Below are 22,901 nucleotides of genomic sequence, written 5' to 3'. Positions count from 1 at the left end.
TCGCTAGCCAGTTTCTCTAGCGCGTCTGCAAGCCGGCTTGCAACGCCGCCCGCGCTGCGTCCACGGGTCGGCGCTCACCCTGCACCAATGCCACGGCGTCTGCCATCCACGGATGCGCAAAAGCCACTACCTCGGCACCTTGCGCATACGCCTCTTGCGCAGCGTGTGCGCAGGCCTGCAAGCACGCGGACCTATCACCCGCCTGGAACAGGGGCCACGCGTCCGGCACCAGCCGCACCGCCACCGATGCGCCGCTGGCCTGGGCATGGCGCTCGAACAGCGCCCGGTTGGCATCCACGGTGGACGCCACCGCGCAAAGCACCACGATCGGCTTGCCCACGCTAGCGGCCGCCGTTGCTTTAGCCAAGGCCACGTCAGCGCGAATGACCGGCACCGGCCAATCCTGGAGGCTGTCCACCACGGGGCCCAGCGTGGCGCAGGTGACGATGACGGCATCAGCTTCGTCCGCCAGATTCCGTACCGCGTCGCGGACCTGAACGCGCAACGCGTCGTCCGTTGCCAAGCCTTGGCCAACCGCCTCCCGAAGGTCTGGGCGCACGTCGTGGCGCAACTGCGTGACGAGCAAGCCAGCGTCGGTCGCCGCATGCTCAAATACGGCCTGATTGCCATCAATAGTGTGCAAGAACGAAATACGCATTCGAAGCCATCCTGTTATTTGCGGTGTGCGGCATTGTTCTACCGCGCCGCCTCCGCAACAAGACCAGTCCGAATACCGGTATTGTCGGTACCCGGCTTTTCTCCTCGCTCCGTTCGACCATGACTCTGCATTCCCATTGCAATTGCCATCCGCATCGCGATTCGTCTCGGAACCCGCATCACCATTCGCATCGACATTCGCAGGGCGATATGCATCGGCATCCGCATCGGCATTCGCAGGGCGATATGCATCGGCATCCGCATCGGCATTCGCAGGGCGATATGCATGGACGTCCGCATGGTGATACGCACGGCGATACGCATCGACATTACTTATGGCGCACGCTTTGCGCCACGGTTCCCGCGCTTGTCCTCCTTCTTGCCTGCGCCCTTGCGCCCGGCGCCGCCCAGGCTGCCGGCTTCCAGCGCCTGACGATACCCATGGACATGAATGGCCCGGCGCTCACCGGTGGCATCTGGACGCCTTGCGCCGCGCCGGCCACTGATATCAAGCTGGGTCGCACCACCATCCCGGGCGTCTTGAACTGCGCCGTACCCGACGGCCGGCATCCCTTGATCGTGATGTCGCACGGGTCGGCCGGTTCATTCTTAAGCCATCACGACACCGCCGCGGCGCTGGCGGATGCGGGCTTCGTGGTGGTCGCCATCAACCACGTGGGCGACAACGCGCAGGACAGCTCGCGGCAAGGATATCTGTCAATATTTTCGACGCGCCCGCGTGAGATACGGCGCGTGATCGATTACATGACGACGGCCTGGCCGCAGCAGGCGCGCGTGGATTCGACCAAGATCGGCGCCTTTGGCTTTTCTCGCGGCGCGTACACGGCGTTGGTGCTGGCCGGCGCCAAGCCAGATTTTCAGGCAGGCCTGGCGGTTTGCCAGGACGCGCCGACGTTACCCATGTGCCGCGATATCGCGTCCGGGAAAATTCCTCAACAACCCTATGTGCAGGATGCGCGCATCAAGGCGCTGGTCATTGCAGACCCACTGAATGTTTTTCCGGGTGACGCGTTGCGGGCGGTGAAAATCCCCGTGCAGCTTTGGGCTTCGGCGCTGGGCGGCGAAGGCGTAACGCCGGCCAGTGTGGAGGCGGTGAGGCAGGGGCTGGGTTGGGGGCAGGGGCAGGATAATGGCCAGGGGCAGGATAGTGGCCAGGGCCAGGATAAGGGCCGGGGTCAGCGCCACGCTCCGGATTATCAGGTGGTGGCAGGTGCGGGCCACTTCGCGTTCCTGGCGCCTTGCCGGCCCGACCAGACGCAAGCCGACATCTGCCGGGACGCGCCCGGCTTCGACCGCAGCCAATTCCATCAAGCCTGGAACGCCCGCATGGCGGCGTTCTTCAAGGCGCACGTCAGCGATACCGTGATCCGGCCGACACCGACGCCCGCCAACCTGTGACCCGGCCCGGCCTCCTACCCACAATTCGTAGGATGGGTGAAGCGCGGCACCGCCTGCCCGCGAAGACTGGCGCCTGTCGCGCGTAACCCATCAGCAACGTCCGCGCGATGGGTTACGCGCGATCCTCGGTCGGGTTCTTGGGACGGGTAGCGCGCGCTTCACCCATCCTACGAGCCGGGATCGGTGTGCTATTCACGATGCGTAGGATGGGTGAAGCGCGGCACCGCCTGCCCGCGAAAACTGGCGCCTGTCGCGCGCAACCCATCGGCAACGTCCGCGCGATGGGTTACGCGCGATCCTCGGCCAGGTTCTTGTGCCACGCATCGCGCGCTTCACCCATCCTACGAGCAGTCCATCACCAGCGACCGATGCGCGCACACGCCCGCCATCACGCCGGACGCGCTGGCTAGCGTGGCGTTGCTCATGGGAATGGCGGCGTCGCCCGCGGCAAAGACGCCTTCAACGCTTGTCTGCCGCAGATCATCCACGCGAATCAACGGACCCAAGGGGCCGTCGTTGAACGCGCATCCTAATTGCGCGGCCAGCGGGCTGGCCATGTGCGTCTTGCTGGCCACGAACAACGCGTGGATGGCCATGCGCCGTCCATCGGCCAGTTTGACCGCGTCCAAACCAGGGGCCGTGCCCATCAATTCAACGATAGGGCTGCGTTCGATACGCACGCCGCGCTTGGCCATCAAAGCGGCCTGTTCCTCATCCGGTTCAAATTCACCTTGGGTGAAGAACGTAGTGGGCCCCCAGTCCGGCAGCAGCATGGCCTGGTGCGCCGACAGCGGATGCGCCGCCATCACGCCCAACGGGCTCCCGGCCACTTCATAGCCATGGCAGTAAGGGCAGTGCAAGACCGTCTTGCCCCAACGCTCGTTCAAGCCGGGCAGGGCGGGGAGTTCGTCGCGCAGCCCCGTGGCCAAAATCAGCCGCTTGCCCTGTACCTGCTGCCCGTCGGCCATCATCACCTGCAAGCGGCCGATTGACCCGCTGGCCGTTACCGCATCGCCATCCAGGAATGTCACGGTGGGATAGTGGGCCAATTGTTCGCGGGCCTGTTGCACGATGTCTTGCGGCGTCTTGCCGTCCTGACCCAGGAAGCCATGCGAGTGCGCGGCGTAGCGGTTGCGGGGCTGGCCGCCATCAATCAGCGCGATGCGCCGTCTGGCGCGAGCCAGTTGCATGGCAGCCGACAGGCCGGCAAAACTGCCGCCCACAATGATCACGTCGTAATTCATCCGCAAACTCCTCTTCATGGCTTATCAAGATACTTAATAAGTTGCATGATAATTCGATCTTCGAGATTCACGCAACTTTAAAAGATTCCTGATGCGAAAAAGCCTGGGCGCACGCCCGTGGTCGACGGTGTATTCTCGACTCCGTGCCGCATCCATGCCTCGTGCGTACACCCTGACGCGGCGCACAGAACAAGGCGGGCGGCGCCTATCCGGCGCCAGCCCCGGCAACCCCAGGAGACAAAACATGCTGTTGACCGAAGAGCAAATCAGTATTCAAGAGATGGCGCGCCGTTTCGCCGTGGAACGCCTGGCGCCCAACGCCGAGCGCTGGGACCGCGACCACCACTATCCCGCCGACGCCATTCAAGAGATGGCGCAGTTGGGTTTTTTCGGCATGCTGGTGCCCGAGGAATGGGACGGCAACGACAGCGGCTACGTGTCGTACGCCGTGGCGCTGGAGGAAATTGCGGCTGGTAGCGGCGCGTGTTCCACCATCATGAGCGTGCACAATTCGGTCGCCTGCATGCCCATCCTGAAGTTCGGCAACGATGCGCAGAAAGAGCAATTCCTGCGGCCGCTCGCCAGCGGCGAGCACATCGGTGGTTTTGCGCTGACCGAGCCGCAAGCGGGGTCGGACGCCAGCAGCCTGCGCACGCGCGCCCGCCGCGACGGCGACGACTATGTCTTGAATGGCGCCAAGCAATTCATTACGTCGGGCAAGAGCGGCCAGACCGTGATCGTCTTCGCGGTCACCGACCCCGACGCCGGCAAGCGCGGCATCTCGGCCTTCATCGTGCCGACCGACACGCCGGGGTATCAGGTGCTGCGAGTGGAAGACAAGCTGGGCCAGCATGCGTCGGACACCTGCCAGATCGCGTTTGAAGACATGCGCATCCCCGCCGCGTACCGCTTGGGCGAAGAAGGACAGGGCTACAAGATTGCGTTGGCCAACCTTGAAGGCGGGCGCATCGGCATCGCGTCGCAATCGGTGGGCATGGCGCGGGCCGCCTTTGAATGCGCGCGCGACTACGCCCGCGATCGTCAGGCATTCGGCAAGCCCATCATGGAACATCAGGCCGTGGCGTTCCGCCTGGCCGACATGGCGACGCAGATCCACGCCGCGCGCCAGATGGTGCTGCATGCGGCGGCGCTGCGCGAAGCCGGCAAACCGGCGCTGATGGAAGCGTCAATGGCCAAGCTGTTTGCGTCGGAAATGGCCGAGAAAGTGTGTTCGGCCGCCATCCAGACTTTGGGCGGATATGGCTATCTGAAGGACTTCCCGGTCGAACGCATCTACCGCGACGTGCGCGTGTGCCAGATCTACGAAGGCACCAGCGACATCCAGCGGCTGGTGATCGCGCGCGGTCTGTAATTCGCATCGCGTGTAATCCGCAGAGTTGCAACCCCGGATTCACAAACCCCGGATTTACAAACTCCATTCCCAGGCATGGGTTGCAGACCTTGCCTATTCGACCGGCCGGCGTTGCGGCGCCTTGCGCCCCGCACGCCGGCGCCGGCGCCGGCGCACCCACAGCGCATACACCACGATATTGCCGACGATCAGCAACGCTGCCAGCACCATCTGCGTGGTTCGCGTGATGCCGTCGGGGTAGATGATGCCCAACAAATAATGTTCGATGAAGCCGCCCGCGTAGCCTTGCTGCCCCGCCTGTTGGCGCAGCGACACCTCCAGCGGGGTCAAGGGGCAGATCCAGCCCATGCCGACCACGACTGCGCCCCAGACCAGGGCCGGCAGGTGCCAGTAGGCCATGCGCGGCCGCCACAGCGTCAGCAGTCCGCCGAACACCACGAAGGCAACAAAAAGCCCGTGCACGACAAGCACCAGGTCGGCAAGGATGCGGTAGGTCATTGGAAGATCAGGATGGAACGCAAAGGCGCGACGGGCAGGCGGCTCAGACCTTCAGGTCGCGCAGCAGCTTGGCCAGTTCCGGCGCCGTCATCAGCGACACGCCTTGCTCTTTGGCGTATTTCCAGGCGTTGTCGGATACGTCGCCCAGCGCGATGTAGATGGCTTCGCGCGCGCCACGCTTCTCACGCGCGGCTTGCAGTTCGCGCAGTGGTTCCACGCCAACGCGAGCGGCCTTCCAGCGTTTGGCGCTGACGATCGCCACGTGGCCGTCTTTGCTCAGGGCGAAGTCGGCGCCCGGCGTTTGCAGGCGTTGAACCTCGCAGCCGTCGCGTTTGAAACCGGCTTCAACGGTGTTGGCGAAGTCGGCCCAGGGCATGGCCGCGGTGGCTTCGGCGACCGCCTGCACGCGCGTGTCGGACGGGGCTCGCAACTGCTTGTAGGCCGCCATGATGGCGATGACCGCGAACGGCACTGCCGCGAACACGCCCATCGCCGCGTAGTCCAGCGGCAGCGCGGCAAACCCGCCGGCGCTAAGCAGTACGGCCACGCCCGCGCTCATCCACCACGGCGAGCGCAGCAGCACGGCAAAGATGGAGTTCTTGGCCATCTTGAGTTTCATTGCGGGCCTCGCACAACGATGCGGATGTCGCCGCAAGTGACGATCTGGCCGGCTCGGATTTTCGCGGTCTTGCGGGTTTCGACGACCCCGCCCACGCTGACCTGGCCGTCGGCCACCATCATCTTGCCCGCGCCGCCGCTGTCGCAGACGCCGGTGGCTTTCAAGAGCTGGTTGATCTCAATGTAGGGGCTGCCTTCGGCAAGCGTGAATTCAATAATGGGCATGGGATGCGCGGATGTAATGATGAAAAGCCGGTCAGGCCGGGCCGCCGCTATTCGGGTTGGCGGGCGGGGGCGGCGGTGGCGCCACGGGCGTGTCCGTCACGGGGGGCGCCGTGGGGCGGCTGGTGTTCTCGGCGCGCGCCATCCAGGCGATCAGCGACGAGCGCATGGCTTCCTCGACCGACATCTGGATGGGCTGCACCCAGTCTTGCGGCACAAACACGGTGTAGCCGCCAATCATGTAGCCCATGGGCAGATAGACGGCCACTCGGTCGCCTTGCGTAAACCCTTCGGGCAGGCCTTCCATGCTGCGCCGAGTCACCAGGCCCACCACCTCCAATTGCTGACCGGGCACGCGCAGGATAACGACCTGTTGCGCCGTGTTCTTGGAGCTGGGCGAAAAATAATCGGCAAAGCTCTTCAGCGATGAATAAATGCTCTTGACCACCGGCAGGTTGGTGAAGGGCATTTCCACGACGGTCAGAAACTTCTGCACCCGTTGCTTGGATACCAGATAGCCAATGGCCAAAATGCCCAGGATGCCCAGCGCCAGCCCCATGCCTGGCACGTAGAAGCCGCCGATGAAGGGCCGCAGGAACGTCAGCGCCACGGCTTCCGTCCACGCCAGGAAGATGTAAAGCAGGTAAATCGTCAGGGCCAGCGGCAGCACGGTAATCAGGCCGCGAAAGAAGTATTTATAAAGGCGAGTCATAGGCAGGGACTAGATAATGGGGTCGGACCAGGGTTGGCGGCACGGGTCAGAGGGCCGCCAGCATAGCAGCCGCGGGCGCGCGCGCCCGTAACAAACCGCGTATCCGGTGGGGGCACTTGCCCGGAGGCCAAGTTGCCACTACCGATCCACCGGCAGATACAGGGTTTCCTTGATTTCTTCCATGACGATGTAACTGCGGGATTCCGCCGACGCCGGCAAGCGCTTCAGGATTTCGCCCAACAGCCGGCGGTATTCGTTCATTTCCGTCAGGCGGGCCTTCACGAGGTAATCGAAATCGCCAGACACCAGATGGCATTCCATCACTTCGGGCACGTACAGCAGCTCTTTTTTTACCTTGTCGAACACGTCGCCGGACTTGGCTGACAGCTTGATCTCTAGAAAGACCAGCAGGTTTTTGCCCAACGCCGCCGGATTGACGCGCGCATGGTAACCCGTGATGACGCCTTCGCGTTCCATCCGTTTGACCCGGTCCGAACAGGGGGTGGCCGACAGGCTGACCCGCTCGGCCAGATCAGTAACGGAAATGCGGCCTTCGCGCTGCAGGATTTCCAGGATTTTCAGGTCAATTCGGTCTAGGTCGCGCATTTCACTTTTGCCGATCGGAAAACAGGGGGCACCCCAGAAAAAGCGCTGTCAAAGCAAAATAATCAGTGCTTTTCACTGCGATTGGAGCCATAGACTACCGAAATAACTGAGTAAATCCAAATACGGAAAGAATCATGCATGTAATCGTCCTTGGCAGCGGCGTGATCGGCACCACGACCGCGTATTATCTCGCCCGTCAGGGTGCCCGCGTGACGGTCCTGGACCGCCAGCCCGCCGCGGCCCAGGAAACCAGCTACGCCAACGCCGGCCAGGTCTCGCCGGGCTATTCCACGCCCTGGGCCGCGCCCGGCATTCCGCTGAAAGCCATCAAATGGCTGTTCAAGAAGCATGCGCCCTTGGCCATTCGCCTGGACGGCAGCCTGTACCAGTTGAAGTGGATGGCCGCCATGCTGGCCAACTGTTCCGCCGACCGCTATTCGGTCAATAAAGAGCGCATGCTGCGCCTGGCCGAATACAGCCGCGATTGCCTGCGCGAACTGCGCGCGTCCACCGGCATTCATTATGAAGAGCGCACGCGCGGCACCTTGCAGCTGTTTCGCACCGACGCCCAATTGGAAGCCGCCCGGCGCGACATCGCCGTGCTGGAAGAAGTGGGCGTGCCCTATGAACTGCTGGACCGCAACCGCCTGGTCACGGCCGAACCCGCCCTGGCACGCTCGATCCACAAGCTGGCCGGCGGCCTGCGCCTGCCTAATGACGAAACCGGCGACTGCCGCCTGTTCACGACACGGCTGGCCGAGATGGCCGCTGCGCTGGGCGTGGACTTCCGCTACAACCAGACCGTTTCCGGCCTGGACACCGCGGGCGGCCAGATCACCGGCGTGCGCGTGGGCAACGAAGTTTTGACGGCCGACCGCTACGTGGCCGCCTTCGGCAGCTACACGCGAGGCCTGCTCGAGCCGCTGGGCCTGGATCTGCCGGTTTACCCGGTCAAGGGCTATTCGCTGACCATCCCCATGAAAGACGAGGCCGCCGCTCCCGTCTCCACCATCCTGGACGAAACCTACAAGATCGCGGTCACCCGCTTTGACGACCGCATTCGCGTGGGCGGCATGGCCGAACTATCCGGTTTCGACCTGCGCTTGAAAGACGCCCGCCGCAAGACCCTGGAGCTGGTCGTCAACGACCTGTTCCCCGACAGCGGCCATGTGGCCCAGGCTGAATTCTGGACGGGCCTGCGCCCGATGACGCCGGACAGCACGCCCATCGTCGGGCCCACCCGTTACGGCAACCTGTTCCTGAACACCGGCCACGGCACGCTGGGTTGGACCATGGCTTGCGGCTCCGGCAAGCTGGTGGCCGACCAGGTGATGGGGCAGCGCCCCGCTATCCGCACCGACGGCCTGGGCATCTCGCGCTACGAGCGCGGCGCGGCGTCAAGCCCGTCCTTGGTGTTGGACGGCAAGGGCGCCTGAGCCGTCCTGGCAAGCGTGACCAATTCGGCATCCCGCAGCTTTGGCGGGTGCCGGCTTATGCCAAAATCGGCGCATGACTCATTTCCTGCATACCGCCGACTGGCAGATCGGCCGTCAATACGGCCAGTTTGAAACCGACGACGCCGCCATCCTGGCCGAGGCGCGCTTTGATGTGGTGGCCCGTATCGCGGCGCTTGCCGCCGAACGCCGCGTGGATGCCGTGCTGGTCGCGGGCGATGTCTTCGATACGCAAGGCGTGTCCGACCGCACTATCCGCCGGCTCTTCGCCGCCATGGCCGCCTATGCCGGCCCTTGGGTCATGATCGCCGGCAACCACGACGCCGCCTTGGCCGACAGCGTCTGGAGCCGCGCCGCGCAGTTGGGCTGCATTCCCGCCAACGTGCACGTGCCTACGCGCATCGGCGTGGTGGACTTGCCCGCCATCAACCTTGCCGTGCTGGCCGCGCCGCTGACCCAACGGCATACCTACGACGATGTGACCCAGTCCTTCGACACGCTGGACACCGAAGCCGGCCGCGTGCGCGTGGGCCTGGCCCACGGCAGCGTGGCGGGCCGTTTGCCGGACACCATCGACGCGACCAACCCCATCGCGCCCGACCGCGCCGCCCGTGCCCGGCTGGACTTCCTGGCGCTGGGCGATTGGCACGGCTGCCTGTCCATCGACGCGCACACCTGGTATGCCGGCACGCCCGAACAGGATCGCTTTCGCGGCAACGAACCCGGCTACGTGCTGGACGTGCAGATCGATGCGCCGGGGGCCACACCCGTGGTCGAACGCATCGCCATCGGCAAGTACCGTTGGTCGGCCTGGATGGAAACCATCAGCCTGCCCACCGATGCGCAGGCGTTGGCCGAGCGCCTGGCGGCCTTGCGCGCCGATGATGTCCTGCGGTTGGACGTGCAAGGCCACGTCAACATGGAAACCTGGGACGCGCTGCAACGCGCCGTGGATCAGGCAGCCGCGCAGGTGCGTGCCTTGCTGCCCGACCTGTCCGGCTTGCGGCTGGAACCCGACCAGGCCGACTTGGCCGAACTGGGCGCCAGCGGTTACGTGGGCGACGTGGCCGCGCAATTGCAAACCATGCAAGGCGACGGCGAGCAGGCCGCGGTTGCCGGTGAAGCCTTGCGCTTGTTATTGCGGTTCCAGCGCGAAAGCGCCATGGGGGCCGCCAAATGAAACTGTCAAAGATCGCGCTTGAAGAATTCCGCAAGTTTCGCCAACCCCTGGTGCTGGACGGCCTGCAAGACGGCTTGAACCTGTTCGTGGGCGCGAACGAGGCCGGTAAAAGCACCGTTGCCGCCGCCATACGCGCGGCCTTTCTTGAACGCTACAGCACCAGCAAGGTGGCGGACCTGGCGCCGCATGGCGAGTCGGGTGCGCGGCCCAGTGTGGAGCTGTCGTTCGCGCATGCCGGCCATACTTATGTGCTGAAAAAGCAATTCCTGTCGCGCGCGCGTTGTGAATTGCTGATCGACGACGGCGCCCAGCGCCTGGACGGTGAAGAAGCCGAAAACGCGCTGGCCGCCTTGTTGGGTTTCGAATTGCCGGGCCGGGGGCAAAGCAAGCCGGACCTGGCCGGCATCCCCGGCTTGTTATGGATTCAGCAAGGCGACGGCCACAACCTGCAAGCGGCGGCGTCTTATGCCGGCACGCATTTGCGCGATGCGCTGACGCAGTTGTCTGGCGAGCTGGCCTCAAGCGATGGCGACCGCCTGTTTGAGCGCGTATCCACCGAACGCGCCGCTTTGCTGGATGCGCGCAACGGCCGCCCCAAGGGCATCTATAAAGACGCCGAAGACGCCCTGGCGCGCGCCACCACTGAACGCGACGATTGCGCGCAAGCCATGGCGCAGTTGAACACCGACGTGGACCGCCTGGCCGAACTGCGCCGCGAGCACGAGCGCGCCCAGGCCAACGAACCCTGGAAAGACTTTGAGGCCAAGGCCGCTGAGGCGCGCGCGCGGCTGGCGGCGGCGGCGAAACAACGCGAGGCGCTTGACGGCCTGCGCCGCGAACAGGCTCAGGCCGCACAAACGCTGGCCTTGCTGCAAGACCAGGTGCGTCGCGATCAACAAGACGACGCCGACTACCAGGCGCTGGTCCAGGAAGCGCAGGGCGCGCGTGCCCGGGTAGACGCCGCGCAAGGGCCTTTGGCTCGCGCGCAGCAACAACAGCAGGCGCATGCCGCGGCGGTTGACGCAGCCCGCTTGCGGGTGGCCGCCGTGCAGGCCGTTACCGACCGCCTTGACCTCGAACACCAACTGGCCCAGTTGAACGCCGAAGTCGAACGCTTGGACGACGCGCTCAAAGCCGCTACCGTACTGATCGAACAGGGCTCAACGCTGAAGACCGAAGCGTTGCGCATTGAAATCGCCGATGCCGACATCGACGCACTGCGCAAGGCCGAACGTGAACTGGCCAATCTGCAGCTACGCCAGCAAGCCATCGCGACACGCTTGTCGTACGAACTTGAGCCAGGGCGCCAGGCAACGCTGGATGGCCGGACGCTGACCGGCGCCGACCAGGTACTGCTGACGTCCGCCGCCAACCTGGAACTGCCCGGCGTGGGCCGTTTCCGGATTGAACCGGGCGGCCAGGATCTGCCGGCGCTGGAGCGCGAGCTTGGTAGCCTGCAAGCGGCGTGGGGCGCCTTGCTGGAACGGCTGGGCGTGGCAACGCTGGCCGACGCCGAACAGCGCCATGCGCGCTATACAGCGTTGCTGCGGGACCTTGATGGCATGCGCAAGACGCTGGCCATTCATGCGCCCAAGGGCGTGGACGTATTGCGTGGGCAGCGCGACGAGGCCCTGGCCCGCCGTGTGCCGTTGCTGGAACGGCTGGCCAAGCTGCCCGCCATTGAGCAGGCGGGCGACAGTGACCTGCCCACGGCCACCCAGGCCTTGCGTGTGGCCACGACGGTAGCCGAGCAGGCCGAAGCTTCTGTGGCGGCTGCCCAGCGTGCGCTGGATGCGGACATGGCGCGCGCGCAATTGCTGGAAGGGCAGGCGACGGCACGCGCCGCCGACATGCAATCCGCCGAACGCACCATGCAGCGGCAGGCGCGCGCCGGACGCTTGGCCGAAGTGCGCAGCGCACACGACGACCTGGACCGTCGGGTGCGCGAGGCGCAAGCCGCGCTGGCGGAACACCGGCCCGAATTGGCCGAGCAAGACGTCCAGCGCTATGAAAAGTCAGCGGCCATTGAGCGCGAGGCGCAACACAAGCGTCACGGCGACATCCTTCAATTGCAGGGCAAGCTGGATCAAGCCGGCGCGCAGGGCTTGGGTGAACGCCTGTCGGAAGCCACGGCGGCGTGCGAACGGCTGGCGCGCCGCCGAGATGAACTGTCGCGCCGCGCGGCCGCGCTGGACCTGCTGCAAAAGCTGCTGACCGACAAGCGCAGCGCCGCGACGCAGCGGCTGCAGGCGCCGCTGGCTCGACGCCTGAACCACTACCTGGCATTGCTGTTTCCCGACGCCGCGCTGCGGCTGGACGACGCCTTGCTGCCCACCGCGCTGCGTCGCGCCGAGGGCGAAGACTTGCTGGACGCGCTCAGTTTCGGCACGCGTGAGCAACTGGGCATCCTGGCCCGTTTTGCGTATGCGGATCTGCTGCGCGAGGCAGGACGGCCCACCTTGCTGCTGCTGGACGATGCGCTGGTACACACCGACGATGCCCGCCGCGATTTCATGAAGCGCGCCTTGTTCGACGCGGCAACGCGCCATCAAATCCTGATGTTCACTTGCCACGGCGATGCCTGGCGCGATATGGGCGTGGAGCAGCGGCGCATCGGCGCTTAAGGCTCTTGACGGGAAAAGGGGCGGTCGGTAGTCTTTGCGGATGCCCGATTTCACGCCCCTCGCCAGCCTTGCCACTGCCGCCGTCGCGGCCGGTGGCATGCGCCGAGTCTGGGCGCATGTGACGGGCATCGCGCTTTCCCCTGCGTTTTCTGCTGGCATTTGTTCTGCCATATCTCCCGTCGTTTCTCCTGTCTTTTCTGTGGTGGTGTCACCGCCCGTCTCGCCGCCCGTCGGCGGGGTCCGTGGCGCGAACCCGCCCGCCGTGGTCGTGATCGGCTGATCGCCGACCCACCATTCCCGGCTCCAGCTCCCGTTCATAGATAGTCCCTCAGTGTGCGACAGACGTGCGCCATGCGCGTGCGCGCTTGTCGGCCGTCGGCTATCGGTCTGGAGCCTGTGCTTACCCTGACAGGTGAAATCTCATGTTTTCGAATCGCATCTCGTGGGCCGCTTACGGGTCCACAACCTTGTTCGTGCTGCTGTGGAGCGCCGGCGCAATCTTCGCCAAATGGGGGCTGTCGCATGCGTCGGCCTTCGGCTTTCTGCTGCTGCGTTTCCTTCTGGCGTTGTCGGTGCTGTTGCTGATTTGCGTCCACCGTAAGCGCTGGCTGCCCGCGCCGGGCACGCGCGTGATGGTCGCCGCCACGGGCCTCTTGCTGATCGGCGTCTATTCCATCTGCTATCTGCTGGCCCTGGACCACGGCATCACGCCCGGCGTGTTGGCCACCTTGCTGGGCGCGCAGCCCATCCTGACCTTGGCGGTGATGGAACGGCGCTATGAACCGGCGCGCATCGCCGGCTTGTTGCTGGCACTGGCGGGGCTGGTCATGGTGGTATATCAAAGCATCGGCATGGCGCGCTTCTCAGTAGCCGGCATGGCGTTCGCGTTTGCGGCGCTGGCCAGTATGACGGCGGGGGCCATCCTGCAAAAGCGCGTCACGCAGGCGCCGTTGGATGTCATGCCCTTGCAGTACGCGGTAAGCCTGGCGCTGTGCCTGTTGCTGGCGCCGTTCCAGCCGATAGCAGCGCAATGGAGCATCGGCCTGATCTTGCCATTGGTCTGGATGGGGCTGGTGATTTCCATCGGCGCGACGCTGCTGTTCTACCGCATGATCCAGGCCGGCAACTTGGTCAACGTCACCAGCCTGTTCTATCTGGTGCCGGCCGGCACGGCAGCCCTGGATTACCTGGTGCTGGGCAACCGCCTGTCGGGGCTTAGCCTTGCCGGCATGGGCGCGATCTTGCTGGGCTTGATGCTGGTGTTGCGGCATCAAGCCCCTGCGGTTACGCCAAGGCGGGGCTGACCGGTAGGGGCCTCGCCTGGCGGGCGCTGCCCGCTTTGGCAGTGCTGCCTGCAATGTCGTTGCTGTCTGCGTCTACGTTGCCGTCAGCATCGACCTCGCCGTCAGCATCAACGTCGCCGTCGGCCACGGTGCTGGGGCCAGCCCAGTGCCCGCTGACCAATTGGGCAGGCCGCGATCGCGCAACGACTCGGGCGCAAACGGACCAGGCGTCCAGCCTGACGCTCAGTCCGGCGTAGACGCCGTGGCCATCGCCGGCCTGGATCACACCCTCCGCTTTCACGCCTTCACCGGCACGGATGGAGCCGTCGGCGCGGATGTCGCTCCCGGCGATCATGCCCCAGCCCGAGGCCAGGTGATCGCCGCATTGGATTGCACCGCCTGCCTGAATGCCGGAGGTCGCGCTGATGGCATGATCGGCCCGCACATCGCCGCCCGCCTTGATGCCTTGGCCGCATTGGATGGCTCCTTGCGCCCGCACGTCCTGGCCGGCATGCAGGTGGCCGGTGACGGCCAGGTCCTGGCCCGCGCAGATGTCCCATTTGGCGCGCACGTTGCCCCGGCACTCCAGGCGCGAGGCGGACTCGATGCCCCAGTCCGCGCTGATGTCGCCGCCCGCGTGGATCTCGCCGCCGCTTGCGATGTTGGCGGCGGCCGTGATGTTTTCACCCGCCATGATGGTTTCGCCGGCGCGGATGCCGCCGCCCGTGATGATGCTGCGCCCGGCGCGCACCACCGTGTCTACATTGATGCCCATGCGAATTTCCAGCGTGCCCGCGAAGACGATGGCGTTGGCGTCCAGGGAGTCCAGCCTGAGCACCGCGTCGGTCGGGCCAAACTGATCCAGCAGCCAATTGGCGTCGCCGACGCGGCCGTCGGCGACCAGGGCATCAAGCACGGCTTGGTAGTCCCCCTGGCCGTTGTGATCGCGGATGAACCATTTGTAGCCGCCCGCGCAGGGGTTCTTGGCTTTGACGAATTTCTTGGTAAGTTGCATGGCGCTGGAATGAAGATCAATGCGTGGCCAGGCCGCTAGCCATCGGGCAAGCGGCAAAGATTCAATGGGAATGTCGGCGGACGCACCCGGCCACGCGGCAGGGCGTTCGCCGGCCAGGCGCAGCGGGCAAGCACGGATGTGCTCAGACCGCCGGCGGCAGGCCGGAATCAGAAATTGGGGAAGCGGGAAAGCCGGGCGATCAGCCGGGCTTGGAGCGCGCGTAAGCGGAACGCGCGGCGACTTCCTGCGAACTCAACAAGGTCGAGCGCAGGGCGCAGAGAACGCAAGCAGCGGGGAGGAGGGGAGAAAAATGGGATCGCACGGGGGCAGATGCTAACACCCGGGCATCGCTAGTCAAGTCGGCAAGCTGTCCCCGCTTCGGGGACAGCCGTGCGCGGTGACGCGATCAGTTCGTTGACACGATATTGCGTTCCTTGGCGATGCGCTGGCGCAGCTCCAGCTCGCGCTTGATCTGTTCGGCGTACTGGGCGGGCGTGTTGCCATCCACCAGCGAGCCGCCGTCGGCCAGGCGCTGGACGACCTTCGGATCTTTCAGCGTCTTGACGGCCGCCTCATACACGCGGTCAACCACGGCTTTGGGGGTGCCGGCCGGCGCCACCAGCCCGTACCAGGCCATGTTGTCCATTTCCGGCAAGCCGGCTTCCGTGAACGTCGGTACGTCGGGCAGGCTGGGCAGGCGTTTGGGGGCGGCCACGGCCAGGGCGCGCAGCTTGCCGGCCTGAATGTGGGGCATGGATGACGGCAGGTTGTCGAACTGCGCGTTCACCTGACCCGCGATCACATCATTGAGCGCCGGGCCCGAGCCGCGATAAGGCACGTGCACCATGTCGGTCTTCGTCAGCGACTTGAAGAGCTCGCCATCCAGGTGGCCGATGCCGCCCGCGCCGGACGAGGCATAGGCGTACTTGCCCGGGTTCGCCTTCAGCAGGGCAATGAATTCCGCCAGGTTCTTGGCCGGCACCGACGGGTTTACCGTCAGTACATTCGGCACGTTCACCAGGTTGGTGATGGGCACGAAGTCCTTAAGCGGGTTGTAGGGGTTCTTGGGGTTGGTCGCCGGGTTGGTGGCCATGGTGCTGACGGTGGCCACGCCCAGCGTGTAACCGTCAGGGGCGGAACGCACCACGGCGTCCGCACCGATGGACCCGCCGCCGCCGCCCCGGTTTTCCACCACCACGGCTTGCCCGAGTTCGCGGCCCAGGCCTTCGGACACGATGCGGGCAACGATGTCGGTGGTGCCGCCGGCTGCAAAGGGAACGATCAGGCGAATGGGTTTGTTGGGGTAGGGGTCGGCGGCCTGGACCGCGGAACTAAAGCAGACGCCTGCGATGGCGGCGGCCAGAATGGCCTTGGCATGTGACAGCACGGTCAAGAGTCTTCTCCATATTGTTGTTCCGAGCCGGCCGGCTTCTTGGGCCGGCATCGGTAAAGCGCGCCTTGCCGGGGTACGGACTTGGTCGCGGCTTCGTGGGCGCAATTCCACACAGGAATCCCCCTAGGGTCGACTCGGGATTTCTCCCTGCTAGTCATGAAAATAATTTTCGGGTGCCGTCGTGTTGTACGAAATTGACGTCAGATAAGCAAAAAACTCATGTATGACAACCACATGAACATGTCGAGATCGCCTTTCAATGCGCAATCATTGCGCAGTCATCTTGCCGTCATCAGCCGGTTACGCGCATAAATTGCTGCATAACTTACAAGAATCTGATATTTTTCGGATGAGATTCTTGGCCGGTCTTGCAAGACAGCTATTGCGTTTGTATCAATCTGCGGCGTTCAATGGGGCGGTAGTTACGTCCCCGCGGGGCAACGTGTAGTGCAGCGACGTACCGGGCCAGGGTTCCGTCCGTTATTCAATCCCCGGTCTGTTTCGTCTTTCGCTGCCATGTGCTGGCGGGAGGGGGCCCGGACATTCTCGGAACGCCATGTCGCTGATCCTGATCCTCGCTCTGCCGTTTGCCGGCAGCCTGTGCGCCGCGCTGCTGCCTTCCAACGCCCGCAATGCCGAGGCGTGGTTGGCAGGCCTTATCGCCCTGGTCTGTGTGGTTCTGATCGCCAGCCTGTACCCGGAAGTCGCCAACGGCGGCGTGATCCGGGCCGACATGCCCTGGGCGCCCGCCCTGGGCCTGCAATTCACCCTGCGGATGGATGGCTACGCCTGGCTGTTCGCGCTGATTGTTTCCGGCATGGGCGCGCTGGTCGTCCTGTACGCACGCTATTACATGTCACCGGAAGACCCGGTGCCGCGCTTCTTCGCGTTTTTCCTCGCCTTCATGGGCGCCATGCTGGGCGTGGTGCTCTCCGGCAACCTGATCCAACTGGTCATGTTCTGGGAAATGACCAGCCTGGCGTCGTTCATGCTGATTGCCTATTGGCACCACCGCCTGGATGCCCGTCGCGGCGCGCGCATGGCACTGACGGTAACCGGCGCGGGCGGGCTATGCCTGCTGGCCGGGGTGCTCATCCTGGGCCACATCGTAGGCAGCTACGACATGGACCGCGTCCTGGCGGCAGGCGACCTGGTCCGCGCCGATCCCTGGTATCCCGCCGTGCTGGTGCTGGTGGCGCTGGGGGCGCTGACCAAGAGCGCCCAGTTCCCGTTCCACTTCTGGCTGCCCAACGCGATGGCCGCGCCCACGCCGGTGTCCGCCTACCTGCATTCGGCCACCATGGTGAAGGCAGGGGTGTTTCTGCTGGCGCGCTTCTGGCCGGTGCTGGCAGGCACGGACCAGTGGTTCTGGATCATCGGCGGGGCAGGGTTGATCACGCTGGTGCTGGGCGCCTATGCCGCCATCTTCCAGCAGGACATGAAAGGCGTGCTGGCGTATTCCACCATCAGCCACCTGGGCCTGATCACGCTGCTGCTGGGCCTGAACAGCGAACTGGCGCTGGTGGCCGCCATTTTCCACATGATCAACCACGCCACCTTCAAGGCGTCGTTGTTCATGGCGGCGGGGGTGGTCGACCACGAAACCGGCACGCGTGACCTCAGCCGCTTGTCCGGGCTATATAAAGCCATGCCGATTACCGCCACGCTGGCCATGGTGGCGGCGGCGTCGATGGCGGGCGTGCCGCTGTTGAACGGCTTTCTGTCCAAGGAAATGTTCTTCGCCGAGACCACCTTCGTCAGTGGCGACCGCTACACGCAGATCGGCTTGCCGTTGTTGGCAACGATTGCCGGCGCGTTCAGCGTGGCGTATTCCTTGCGTTTCATCCTGCAGGTGTTTTTCGGCCCCCCTGCCACCGACCTGCCGCGCGCGCCGCATGAGCCGCCCCGCTGGATGTTGTTTCCCAGCGCCTTGCTGGTGTTCATGTGCCTGCTGGTGGGCGTGGTGCCGGGGCTGACCGTCGGCCCCTTCCTGGCAACCGCCGCGCAAAGCATCCTGGGTGACAACATGCCTGAATACAGCCTTTCCGTCTGGCATGGCGTGAACCTGCCCTTGGTGATGAGCCTGGTGGCCACCACCGCGGGCGTGCTGCTCTACCTGGTTCTGCGCGCCCACCAGCGCGCCAACCCGGGCCGCGTTCCCTTCATCTATCGCCTGGACGGTCGGCGCACATTCGAAGCCCTGCTGGACGGCTCCAGCGTGGCGGCGGCCTGGCTGCTGCGGTGGGTAGGGTCGTCGCGGTTGCAGGTGCAGATGCTGTTGATTGTGCTGGGCACCTTGTTCGTGGCCTGGCTGCCCCTGCGCGCGGGCGGCTGGCTGGAAGGCACGGGCCGCATGACGCCCCTGGATCCGGCCTTTGCCCTGTTGTGGCTGGTGGGTGGCATCTGCGCGGTGGCCGCGGCCTACCAGGCCAAATATCACCGCCTGGCGTCCCTGGCGCTGGCGGGCGGCGCGGGGCTGATCACCTGCCTGACGTTCGTGTGGTTTTCCGCCCCCGATCTGGCGTTGACGCAACTGTCCGTGGAAGTGGTCACCGTGGTGCTGTTGCTGCTGGGCCTGCGCTGGCTGCCGCGCCGGATCGAACAGGACGACGAAGAAACGTTCAAGGCGACGCTGCTGGCCCGGGGCCGGCGCTTTCGCGATTTGCTGTTGGCCACCGCGGCCGGTACCGGTATGGCGGCACTGGCGTACGCGGTGCTGATGCGCCCGCAAGGCGACACGATTTCGTCCTATTTCGTCGACCGCGCACTGCCCGACGGTGGCGGCACCAACGTCGTGAACGTCATTCTGGTGGACTTCCGGGGCTTCGATACTTTTGGCGAAATCACCGTTCTGGGCATCGTGGCGCTAACGGTCTACGCACTGCTGCGACGCTTCCGTCCCGCCGCTGAAAGCGCTGACCTGCCGCGTCAGCAGCAAGAGCAGGACGGCGGCGTGCCGGCCGCGCCCGACATCAAGGCGCTGTTGCCCAGCGGTTCCATGATGGTGCCGACGGTGCTGGTGCGCCTGATGCTACCCACCGCCGCGCTGATCTCGGTGTACTTCCTGTTGCGCGGCCACAACCAGCCGGGTGGCGGTTTCGTGGGTGGCCTGATTTTCGCCACCGCCGTCATCCTCCAGTACATGGTGGGCGGCGTGTATTGGGTGGAGTCGCGCAGCCGCTTGAATCCGCAGAACTGGATCGGCATCGGACTGCTGGCGGCGGGCATTGCCGCCGTGTCCGCATGGCTCGCCTACAAGCCCTTGCTGGCCGCGCTGGCCTGGGACGTGTCACTGCCGCTGATCGGTCATGTGCACCTGTCCAGCGTGCTGCTGTTCGATCTGGGTGTGTACATGCTGGTCGTCGGGTCCACCGTGCTGGTGCTGGTGGCGCTGGCTCACCAATCGCTGCGCGCGCAACGCAAGGCCGCCGCCGAGATGCAAGCGGCCGCCGCACAAACTGGGGAAGCCTGATGGAATTGATTTATGCCGTCGCGATTGGCGTGTTGGCGGGCTCTGGCGTCTGGCTGCTGCTGCGGCCCCGTACCTTCCAATTCATCATGGGCCTGACGCTGGTTTCCTATGCGGTCAACCTCTTCATCTTCGGCATGGGCCGGCTGACGTCGGGCCGTCCGCCGGTGATCGATCCGGCCGTGGCGCACGACCCCTCCTGGTACGCCGATCCGCTGCCGCAGGCGCTGGTGCTGACCGCCATTGTGATCGGCTTCGCCACCACGGCGCTGTTCCTGGTGGTGCTGCTGGCTTCGCGCGGGCTGACGGGCACCGACCACGTTGATGGACGGGAGTCTCAATCTTGAATTTTTGGCTGCAACACCTTCCTGTATTGCCCATCATCGTGCCGCTGTTTGCGGGCGCGGCGATGCTGCTGCTGGCCGACACCAGCCGTTATGCGCGCGGCACCATTTCCGTCATCGCCACGCTGGGCCAACTGGCTGCCGCCATCGCCTTGCTGGTGGTGGCGGGCGGTGGGGTTCCTGGCGTCTGGCCAGAGGGCGTGGGCGCGTACCTGGTAGGCGACTGGCCCGCGCCCTTTGGCATCGTGCTGGTCGTGGATCGCTTGGCCGCCGTCATGCTGACGTTGACCGCCGTGCTGGGCCTGGCCACGCTGACCTATGCGCTGGCCCGCTGGGACCGCGCCGGCGTGCACTTTCATTCTCTGTTCCAGTTCCTGCTGATGGGCCTGAACGGCGCCTTCCTGACCGGCGATCTTTTCAACCTGTTCGTATTTTTTGAAGTCCTGCTGGCGGCGTCCTACGGCCTGCTGCTGCACGGTTCAGGCGTGGCGCGCGTCAGTGCGGGACTGCAATACATTGCCGTCAACCTGGTCGCATCTTTCTTGTTGCTGATCAGCATTGCGCTGATCTACGGCGTAACCGGCACGCTGAACATGGCCGACCTGGCCCTGCGCGCGGGTCACCTCACTGGCGCCGAACGCATGCTGTTCGAAGCCGGCGCGGCCATTCTGGGCGTGGCGTTCCTGGTGAAAGCCGGCGCCTGGCCCCTGAATTTCTGGTTGGTGAAGGGCTATGGATCGGCCAGCGCGCCCATCGCCGCCATGTTCTCCATCATGACCAAGGTTGGCATCTATGGCCTGTTGCGCATCGGCTCGCTGCTGTTGCCCACCGGCGCGCCCGCGGCCTTCAGCCTGGACTGGATGTTCGCGGCAGGGCTTGCCACGCTGCTGTTTGGCGCCTTCGGCCTGTTGGCCACGCAGCAGTTGGAGAAGATAGTCGGCTACTGCGTGATCGTGTCGGCCGGCACCTTGTTGACGGCGCTGGGCATGCCCGGCGTGACGCTGACCGGCCCCGCGTTGTTCTATCTGATCAGCTCGGTGCTGACGACCGGTGCGTTCTTCCTGCTGGCCGAATTGATCGAACGCACCCGCAGCTTCGGCGCCAACGTGCTGGCCGTGACGCTGGACGCCTTTGACCTGGATGACCCGGCGTCGGTGAACCGGTCTGACGACGTCGTGGGCGTGGCCATTCCCGCGGCCATGGCCTTCCTGGGCCTGGCGTTTATTTCCTGCGCCTTGCTCGTCACGGGCTTGCCGCCGTTGTCGGGCTTCGTGGCCAAGTTTTCGCTGCTGTCGGCCGCGGTGTCGGCCGCCACCGAATCCGCGCCACCCATCAATGCATGGATTCTGGTGGCCGCCGTGCTGGTGTCCGGCCTGGCGGGTTTGACCGGCCTGAGCCGCACGGGCATCCGCGTGTTCTGGGCCAGCGACGACCGCAGCACGCCGCGCCTGCGTGTGATTGAAGCGGGTCCGGTTGCGGTGCTGCTGTTGCTGTGCGTGGGCCTGGCGGCGGGGGCGGGGCCGGTGTCGGCGTATCTGGACGATGCGGCGCGTTCGCTGGATCAGCCCAAGTCCTATATTGAAGCCGTCATGTCCGCGCAGACCGTGCGCGGTGCAAAAGGGGGAAGCTGATGCGCCGTCTTTACTTCCTGTTCCTGCCGGTTTTCCTGTTCGTCCTGTGGCTGCTGCTGAACCAAAGCCTGTCGGCCGGGCAGATCGCCCTGGGCGTGGTGTTGGCGTTGTGGTTTACCTGGGCCGCGTCCCGCTTGCGACCGCTGCGCGCCCGGCCGCGCCATCTTTGGAAAGCGGTGCCGCTTTTCCTGCGCGTTGCCCTGGACATCATTCGGTCCAACATCGCCGTGGCCAAGCTGATTCTGAACCCGCGCCGCAACGATTTTTCACCCGGCTTCATCCAGATACCCCTGACCATGCGCGACCCCCACGGCCTGGCGATGCTGGCCTGCATTGTCACGTACACGCCCGGCACCGTCTGGGTGGACCTGACGCCCGATCACAGTCTGAAGTTGCACGTGCTTGACCTTCAGAATGAGCAACATTGGGTCGATCTGGTGCAGCTGCGCTACGAGCGCCCCTTGATGGAGATGTTCGAATGACGATGAATACCGCACTGTATTGGGCGGCGTCCTTTGCCTTGGTGTGTTTTGCCCTGGGCATGGTTTTTGCCGCTGTCCGCCTGTTGCGCGGCCCCACCGCGCAAGACCGCGTGCTGGCGCTGGACACGCTGTATATCAACGGCATGTTGATGATGCTGGTCTTCGGCATCCGGTCGGGCTCGTCGCTGTATTTCGACATCGCCTTGCTGATTGCGCTGTTCGGCTTTGTGGGGTCTACCGCCATGGCGCGCTTTCTGCTGCGCGGCGAGGTGATCGAGCCATGATGGACGCCACTATTCCTCTGTGGGCCGGTATTCCCGCGTGCATCCTGCTGGTGCTGGGCGGCTTGCTGGCCCTGACCGGATCGGCCGGCTTGTTGCGCTTTCGCAGCTTTTATTCCCGCATCCACGCGCCCACGCTGGGCAACACGCTGGGCTGCGCCTGCGTGCTGCTGTCATCCATCCTGGTGTTTTCAGCGTGGTCGGCCCGGCCGGTGTTTCATGAAGTGATCATCATTTTGCTGTTGGTCGTGTCGTCGCCTGTCACCGCCATGCTGCTGATGCGCGCGGCCACGTATCGCAAGCGCCTGACCAAGGCGGACGCCGACCTGGACGCCCGCTAAGGCTCGTAACAAGCGACACGGCATGTGAACGTAACCAGCCATGGCGCAGCGCGACA

The 22,901-nt window shown here is 64.9% G+C and carries 22 protein-coding genes; 12 read left to right on the top strand and 10 right to left on the bottom strand.

The window, feature by feature from the left end:
• Positions 1–16 precede the first annotated feature (16 nt).
• Positions 17–658 carry an arylsulfatase gene (locus tag P8T11_RS06525; RefSeq protein ID WP_268077709.1) on the bottom strand — a complete coding sequence of 214 codons (642 nt, stop codon included), beginning with the start codon at positions 656–658 and terminating at the stop codon, positions 17–19.
• 38 nt (positions 659–696) lie between these two features.
• Positions 697–945: a hypothetical protein gene (locus P8T11_RS06520; protein WP_268077710.1), complete on the bottom strand. Its 249-nt coding sequence runs from the start codon at positions 943–945 to the stop codon at positions 697–699.
• Between the two features lie 153 nt (positions 946–1,098).
• On the opposite strand from P8T11_RS06520, the gene P8T11_RS06515 reads away from it, so the two are divergent.
• On the top strand, positions 1,099–2,076 hold the full coding sequence (locus P8T11_RS06515) for an alpha/beta hydrolase family protein (protein ID WP_268077711.1): 978 nt from the start codon (positions 1,099–1,101) through the stop codon (positions 2,074–2,076).
• A 341-nt stretch (positions 2,077–2,417) separates the two neighbouring features.
• Here the strand turns inward: P8T11_RS06515 and P8T11_RS06510 are convergent, their stop codons facing one another.
• Positions 2,418–3,320 carry an NAD(P)/FAD-dependent oxidoreductase gene (locus tag P8T11_RS06510; protein WP_418910246.1) on the bottom strand — a complete coding sequence of 301 codons (903 nt, stop codon included), beginning with the start codon at positions 3,318–3,320 and terminating at the stop codon, positions 2,418–2,420.
• A gap of 244 nt (positions 3,321–3,564) precedes the next feature.
• Here P8T11_RS06510 and P8T11_RS06505 point away from each other — a divergent pair, with 244 nt between their 5' ends.
• Complete coding sequence (locus P8T11_RS06505) at positions 3,565–4,692, top strand: acyl-CoA dehydrogenase family protein (protein ID WP_268077712.1); 1,128 nt, start codon at positions 3,565–3,567, stop codon at positions 4,690–4,692.
• A 93-nt stretch (positions 4,693–4,785) separates the two neighbouring features.
• On the opposite strand, the gene P8T11_RS06500 is transcribed toward P8T11_RS06505, so the two are convergent.
• The 5 genes from P8T11_RS06500 to P8T11_RS06480 form a co-directional block, all read right to left on the bottom strand.
• The gene (locus tag P8T11_RS06500; protein WP_268077713.1) at positions 4,786–5,190 is read right to left on the bottom strand and encodes a DUF2784 domain-containing protein; all 405 of its coding nucleotides are present in this window, start codon (positions 5,188–5,190) and stop codon (positions 4,786–4,788) included.
• Positions 5,191–5,233: 43 nt separating this feature from the next.
• Positions 5,234–5,809: a restriction endonuclease gene (locus P8T11_RS06495; RefSeq protein WP_268077714.1), complete on the bottom strand. Its 576-nt coding sequence runs from the start codon at positions 5,807–5,809 to the stop codon at positions 5,234–5,236.
• Positions 5,806–6,033 (bottom strand): RNA-binding S4 domain-containing protein, encoded by a 228-nt coding sequence (locus tag P8T11_RS06490; RefSeq protein ID WP_268077715.1) that lies wholly within the window; start codon positions 6,031–6,033, stop codon positions 5,806–5,808. Before P8T11_RS06490 ends, P8T11_RS06495 begins: the two co-directional genes overlap by 4 nt.
• Before the next feature lie 31 nt (positions 6,034–6,064).
• Positions 6,065–6,742, bottom strand: a complete 678-nt coding sequence (locus tag P8T11_RS06485) for a DUF502 domain-containing protein (protein ID WP_268077716.1) — start codon at positions 6,740–6,742, stop codon at positions 6,065–6,067.
• A gap of 138 nt (positions 6,743–6,880) precedes the next feature.
• A complete protein-coding gene (locus tag P8T11_RS06480; protein ID WP_050446963.1) occupies positions 6,881–7,348 on the bottom strand; it encodes a winged helix-turn-helix transcriptional regulator in 468 nt (155 codons plus the stop codon).
• 134 nt (positions 7,349–7,482) lie between these two features.
• Here P8T11_RS06480 and P8T11_RS06475 point away from each other — a divergent pair, with 134 nt between their 5' ends.
• The 4 genes from P8T11_RS06475 to P8T11_RS06460 all read left to right on the top strand — a co-directional run bounded on the left by P8T11_RS06475 (position 7,483) and on the right by P8T11_RS06460 (position 13,910).
• The gene (locus P8T11_RS06475; RefSeq protein ID WP_268077717.1) at positions 7,483–8,784 is read left to right on the top strand and encodes a D-amino acid dehydrogenase; all 1,302 of its coding nucleotides are present in this window, start codon (positions 7,483–7,485) and stop codon (positions 8,782–8,784) included.
• A 73-nt stretch (positions 8,785–8,857) separates the two neighbouring features.
• Positions 8,858–9,982 carry a metallophosphoesterase family protein gene (locus P8T11_RS06470; RefSeq protein WP_268077718.1) on the top strand — a complete coding sequence of 375 codons (1,125 nt, stop codon included), beginning with the start codon at positions 8,858–8,860 and terminating at the stop codon, positions 9,980–9,982.
• The gene (locus tag P8T11_RS06465) at positions 9,979–12,606 is read left to right on the top strand and encodes an AAA family ATPase (RefSeq protein ID WP_268077719.1); all 2,628 of its coding nucleotides are present in this window, start codon (positions 9,979–9,981) and stop codon (positions 12,604–12,606) included. Before P8T11_RS06470 ends, P8T11_RS06465 begins: the two co-directional genes overlap by 4 nt.
• Before the next feature lie 422 nt (positions 12,607–13,028).
• Positions 13,029–13,910, top strand: coding sequence for a DMT family transporter (locus tag P8T11_RS06460; protein WP_268077720.1), 882 nt, complete (start codon positions 13,029–13,031; stop codon positions 13,908–13,910).
• On the opposite strand, the gene P8T11_RS06455 is transcribed toward P8T11_RS06460, so the two are convergent.
• Positions 13,891–14,904 (bottom strand): hypothetical protein, encoded by a 1,014-nt coding sequence (locus P8T11_RS06455; RefSeq protein ID WP_268077721.1) that lies wholly within the window; start codon positions 14,902–14,904, stop codon positions 13,891–13,893. The genes P8T11_RS06460 and P8T11_RS06455 overlap by 20 nt on opposite strands.
• 406 nt (positions 14,905–15,310) lie before the next feature.
• The gene (locus tag P8T11_RS06450; RefSeq protein ID WP_268077722.1) at positions 15,311–16,297 is read right to left on the bottom strand and encodes a Bug family tripartite tricarboxylate transporter substrate binding protein; all 987 of its coding nucleotides are present in this window, start codon (positions 16,295–16,297) and stop codon (positions 15,311–15,313) included.
• 556 nt (positions 16,298–16,853) lie between these two features.
• Between P8T11_RS06450 and P8T11_RS06445 the strand changes: the two genes are divergently transcribed.
• The 6 genes from P8T11_RS06445 to mnhG are packed head-to-tail and all read left to right on the top strand — an operon-like array spanning position 16,854 to position 22,845.
• Positions 16,854–19,769, top strand: coding sequence for a monovalent cation/H+ antiporter subunit A (locus tag P8T11_RS06445; protein ID WP_268077723.1), 2,916 nt, complete (start codon positions 16,854–16,856; stop codon positions 19,767–19,769).
• On the top strand, positions 19,769–20,113 hold the full coding sequence (locus P8T11_RS06440; protein WP_268077724.1) for a Na+/H+ antiporter subunit C: 345 nt from the start codon (positions 19,769–19,771) through the stop codon (positions 20,111–20,113). Before P8T11_RS06445 ends, P8T11_RS06440 begins: the two co-directional genes overlap by 1 nt.
• The gene (locus P8T11_RS06435; protein ID WP_268077725.1) at positions 20,110–21,741 is read left to right on the top strand and encodes a monovalent cation/H+ antiporter subunit D; all 1,632 of its coding nucleotides are present in this window, start codon (positions 20,110–20,112) and stop codon (positions 21,739–21,741) included. The genes P8T11_RS06440 and P8T11_RS06435 overlap by 4 nt, the downstream gene beginning before the upstream one ends.
• A complete protein-coding gene (locus P8T11_RS06430) occupies positions 21,741–22,223 on the top strand; it encodes a Na+/H+ antiporter subunit E (RefSeq protein WP_268077726.1) in 483 nt (160 codons plus the stop codon). The genes P8T11_RS06435 and P8T11_RS06430 overlap by 1 nt, the downstream gene beginning before the upstream one ends.
• Positions 22,224–22,225: 2 nt before the next feature.
• Complete coding sequence (locus P8T11_RS06425) at positions 22,226–22,507, top strand: K+/H+ antiporter subunit F (RefSeq protein WP_268082431.1); 282 nt, start codon at positions 22,226–22,228, stop codon at positions 22,505–22,507.
• The gene (gene mnhG / locus P8T11_RS06420) at positions 22,504–22,845 is read left to right on the top strand and encodes a monovalent cation/H(+) antiporter subunit G (protein WP_268077727.1); all 342 of its coding nucleotides are present in this window, start codon (positions 22,504–22,506) and stop codon (positions 22,843–22,845) included. Before P8T11_RS06425 ends, mnhG begins: the two co-directional genes overlap by 4 nt.
• Positions 22,846–22,901: the final 56 nt, after the last annotated feature.

The sequence above is a fragment of the Achromobacter spanius genome (assembly GCF_029637605.1).
Lineage (GTDB): Bacteria > Pseudomonadota > Gammaproteobacteria > Burkholderiales > Burkholderiaceae_B > Achromobacter > Achromobacter spanius_E.
Note: the sequence above shows the minus strand (reverse complement) of the source record. Positions and strands in the feature narration are given on the sequence as shown.

Bases quoted from the DNA above. Each gene is read 5' to 3' on its own strand.
- P8T11_RS06525 (WP_268077709.1), bottom strand. From the start codon at position 658: ATGCGTATTTCGTTCTTGCACACTATTGATGGCAATCAGGCCGTATTT.
- P8T11_RS06520 (WP_268077710.1), bottom strand. From the start codon at position 945: ATGCATATCGCCCTGCGAATGCCGATGCGGATGCCGATGCATATCGCC.
- P8T11_RS06515 (WP_268077711.1), top strand. From the start codon at position 1,099: ATGGACATGAATGGCCCGGCGCTCACCGGTGGCATCTGGACGCCTTGC.
- P8T11_RS06510 (WP_418910246.1), bottom strand. From the start codon at position 3,320: ATGAATTACGACGTGATCATTGTGGGCGGCAGTTTTGCCGGCCTGTCG.
- P8T11_RS06505 (WP_268077712.1), top strand. From the start codon at position 3,565: ATGCTGTTGACCGAAGAGCAAATCAGTATTCAAGAGATGGCGCGCCGT.
- P8T11_RS06500 (WP_268077713.1), bottom strand. From the start codon at position 5,190: ATGACCTACCGCATCCTTGCCGACCTGGTGCTTGTCGTGCACGGGCTT.
- P8T11_RS06495 (WP_268077714.1), bottom strand. From the start codon at position 5,809: ATGAAACTCAAGATGGCCAAGAACTCCATCTTTGCCGTGCTGCTGCGC.
- P8T11_RS06490 (WP_268077715.1), bottom strand. From the start codon at position 6,033: ATGCCCATTATTGAATTCACGCTTGCCGAAGGCAGCCCCTACATTGAG.
- P8T11_RS06485 (WP_268077716.1), bottom strand. From the start codon at position 6,742: ATGACTCGCCTTTATAAATACTTCTTTCGCGGCCTGATTACCGTGCTG.
- P8T11_RS06480 (WP_050446963.1), bottom strand. From the start codon at position 7,348: ATGCGCGACCTAGACCGAATTGACCTGAAAATCCTGGAAATCCTGCAG.
- P8T11_RS06475 (WP_268077717.1), top strand. From the start codon at position 7,483: ATGCATGTAATCGTCCTTGGCAGCGGCGTGATCGGCACCACGACCGCG.
- P8T11_RS06470 (WP_268077718.1), top strand. From the start codon at position 8,858: ATGACTCATTTCCTGCATACCGCCGACTGGCAGATCGGCCGTCAATAC.
- P8T11_RS06465 (WP_268077719.1), top strand. From the start codon at position 9,979: ATGAAACTGTCAAAGATCGCGCTTGAAGAATTCCGCAAGTTTCGCCAA.
- P8T11_RS06460 (WP_268077720.1), top strand. From the start codon at position 13,029: ATGTTTTCGAATCGCATCTCGTGGGCCGCTTACGGGTCCACAACCTTG.
- P8T11_RS06455 (WP_268077721.1), bottom strand. From the start codon at position 14,904: ATGCAACTTACCAAGAAATTCGTCAAAGCCAAGAACCCCTGCGCGGGC.
- P8T11_RS06445 (WP_268077723.1), top strand. From the start codon at position 16,854: ATGTCGCTGATCCTGATCCTCGCTCTGCCGTTTGCCGGCAGCCTGTGC.
- P8T11_RS06440 (WP_268077724.1), top strand. From the start codon at position 19,769: ATGGAATTGATTTATGCCGTCGCGATTGGCGTGTTGGCGGGCTCTGGC.
- P8T11_RS06430 (WP_268077726.1), top strand. From the start codon at position 21,741: ATGCGCCGTCTTTACTTCCTGTTCCTGCCGGTTTTCCTGTTCGTCCTG.
- P8T11_RS06425 (WP_268082431.1), top strand. From the start codon at position 22,226: ATGAATACCGCACTGTATTGGGCGGCGTCCTTTGCCTTGGTGTGTTTT.
- mnhG (WP_268077727.1), top strand. From the start codon at position 22,504: ATGATGGACGCCACTATTCCTCTGTGGGCCGGTATTCCCGCGTGCATC.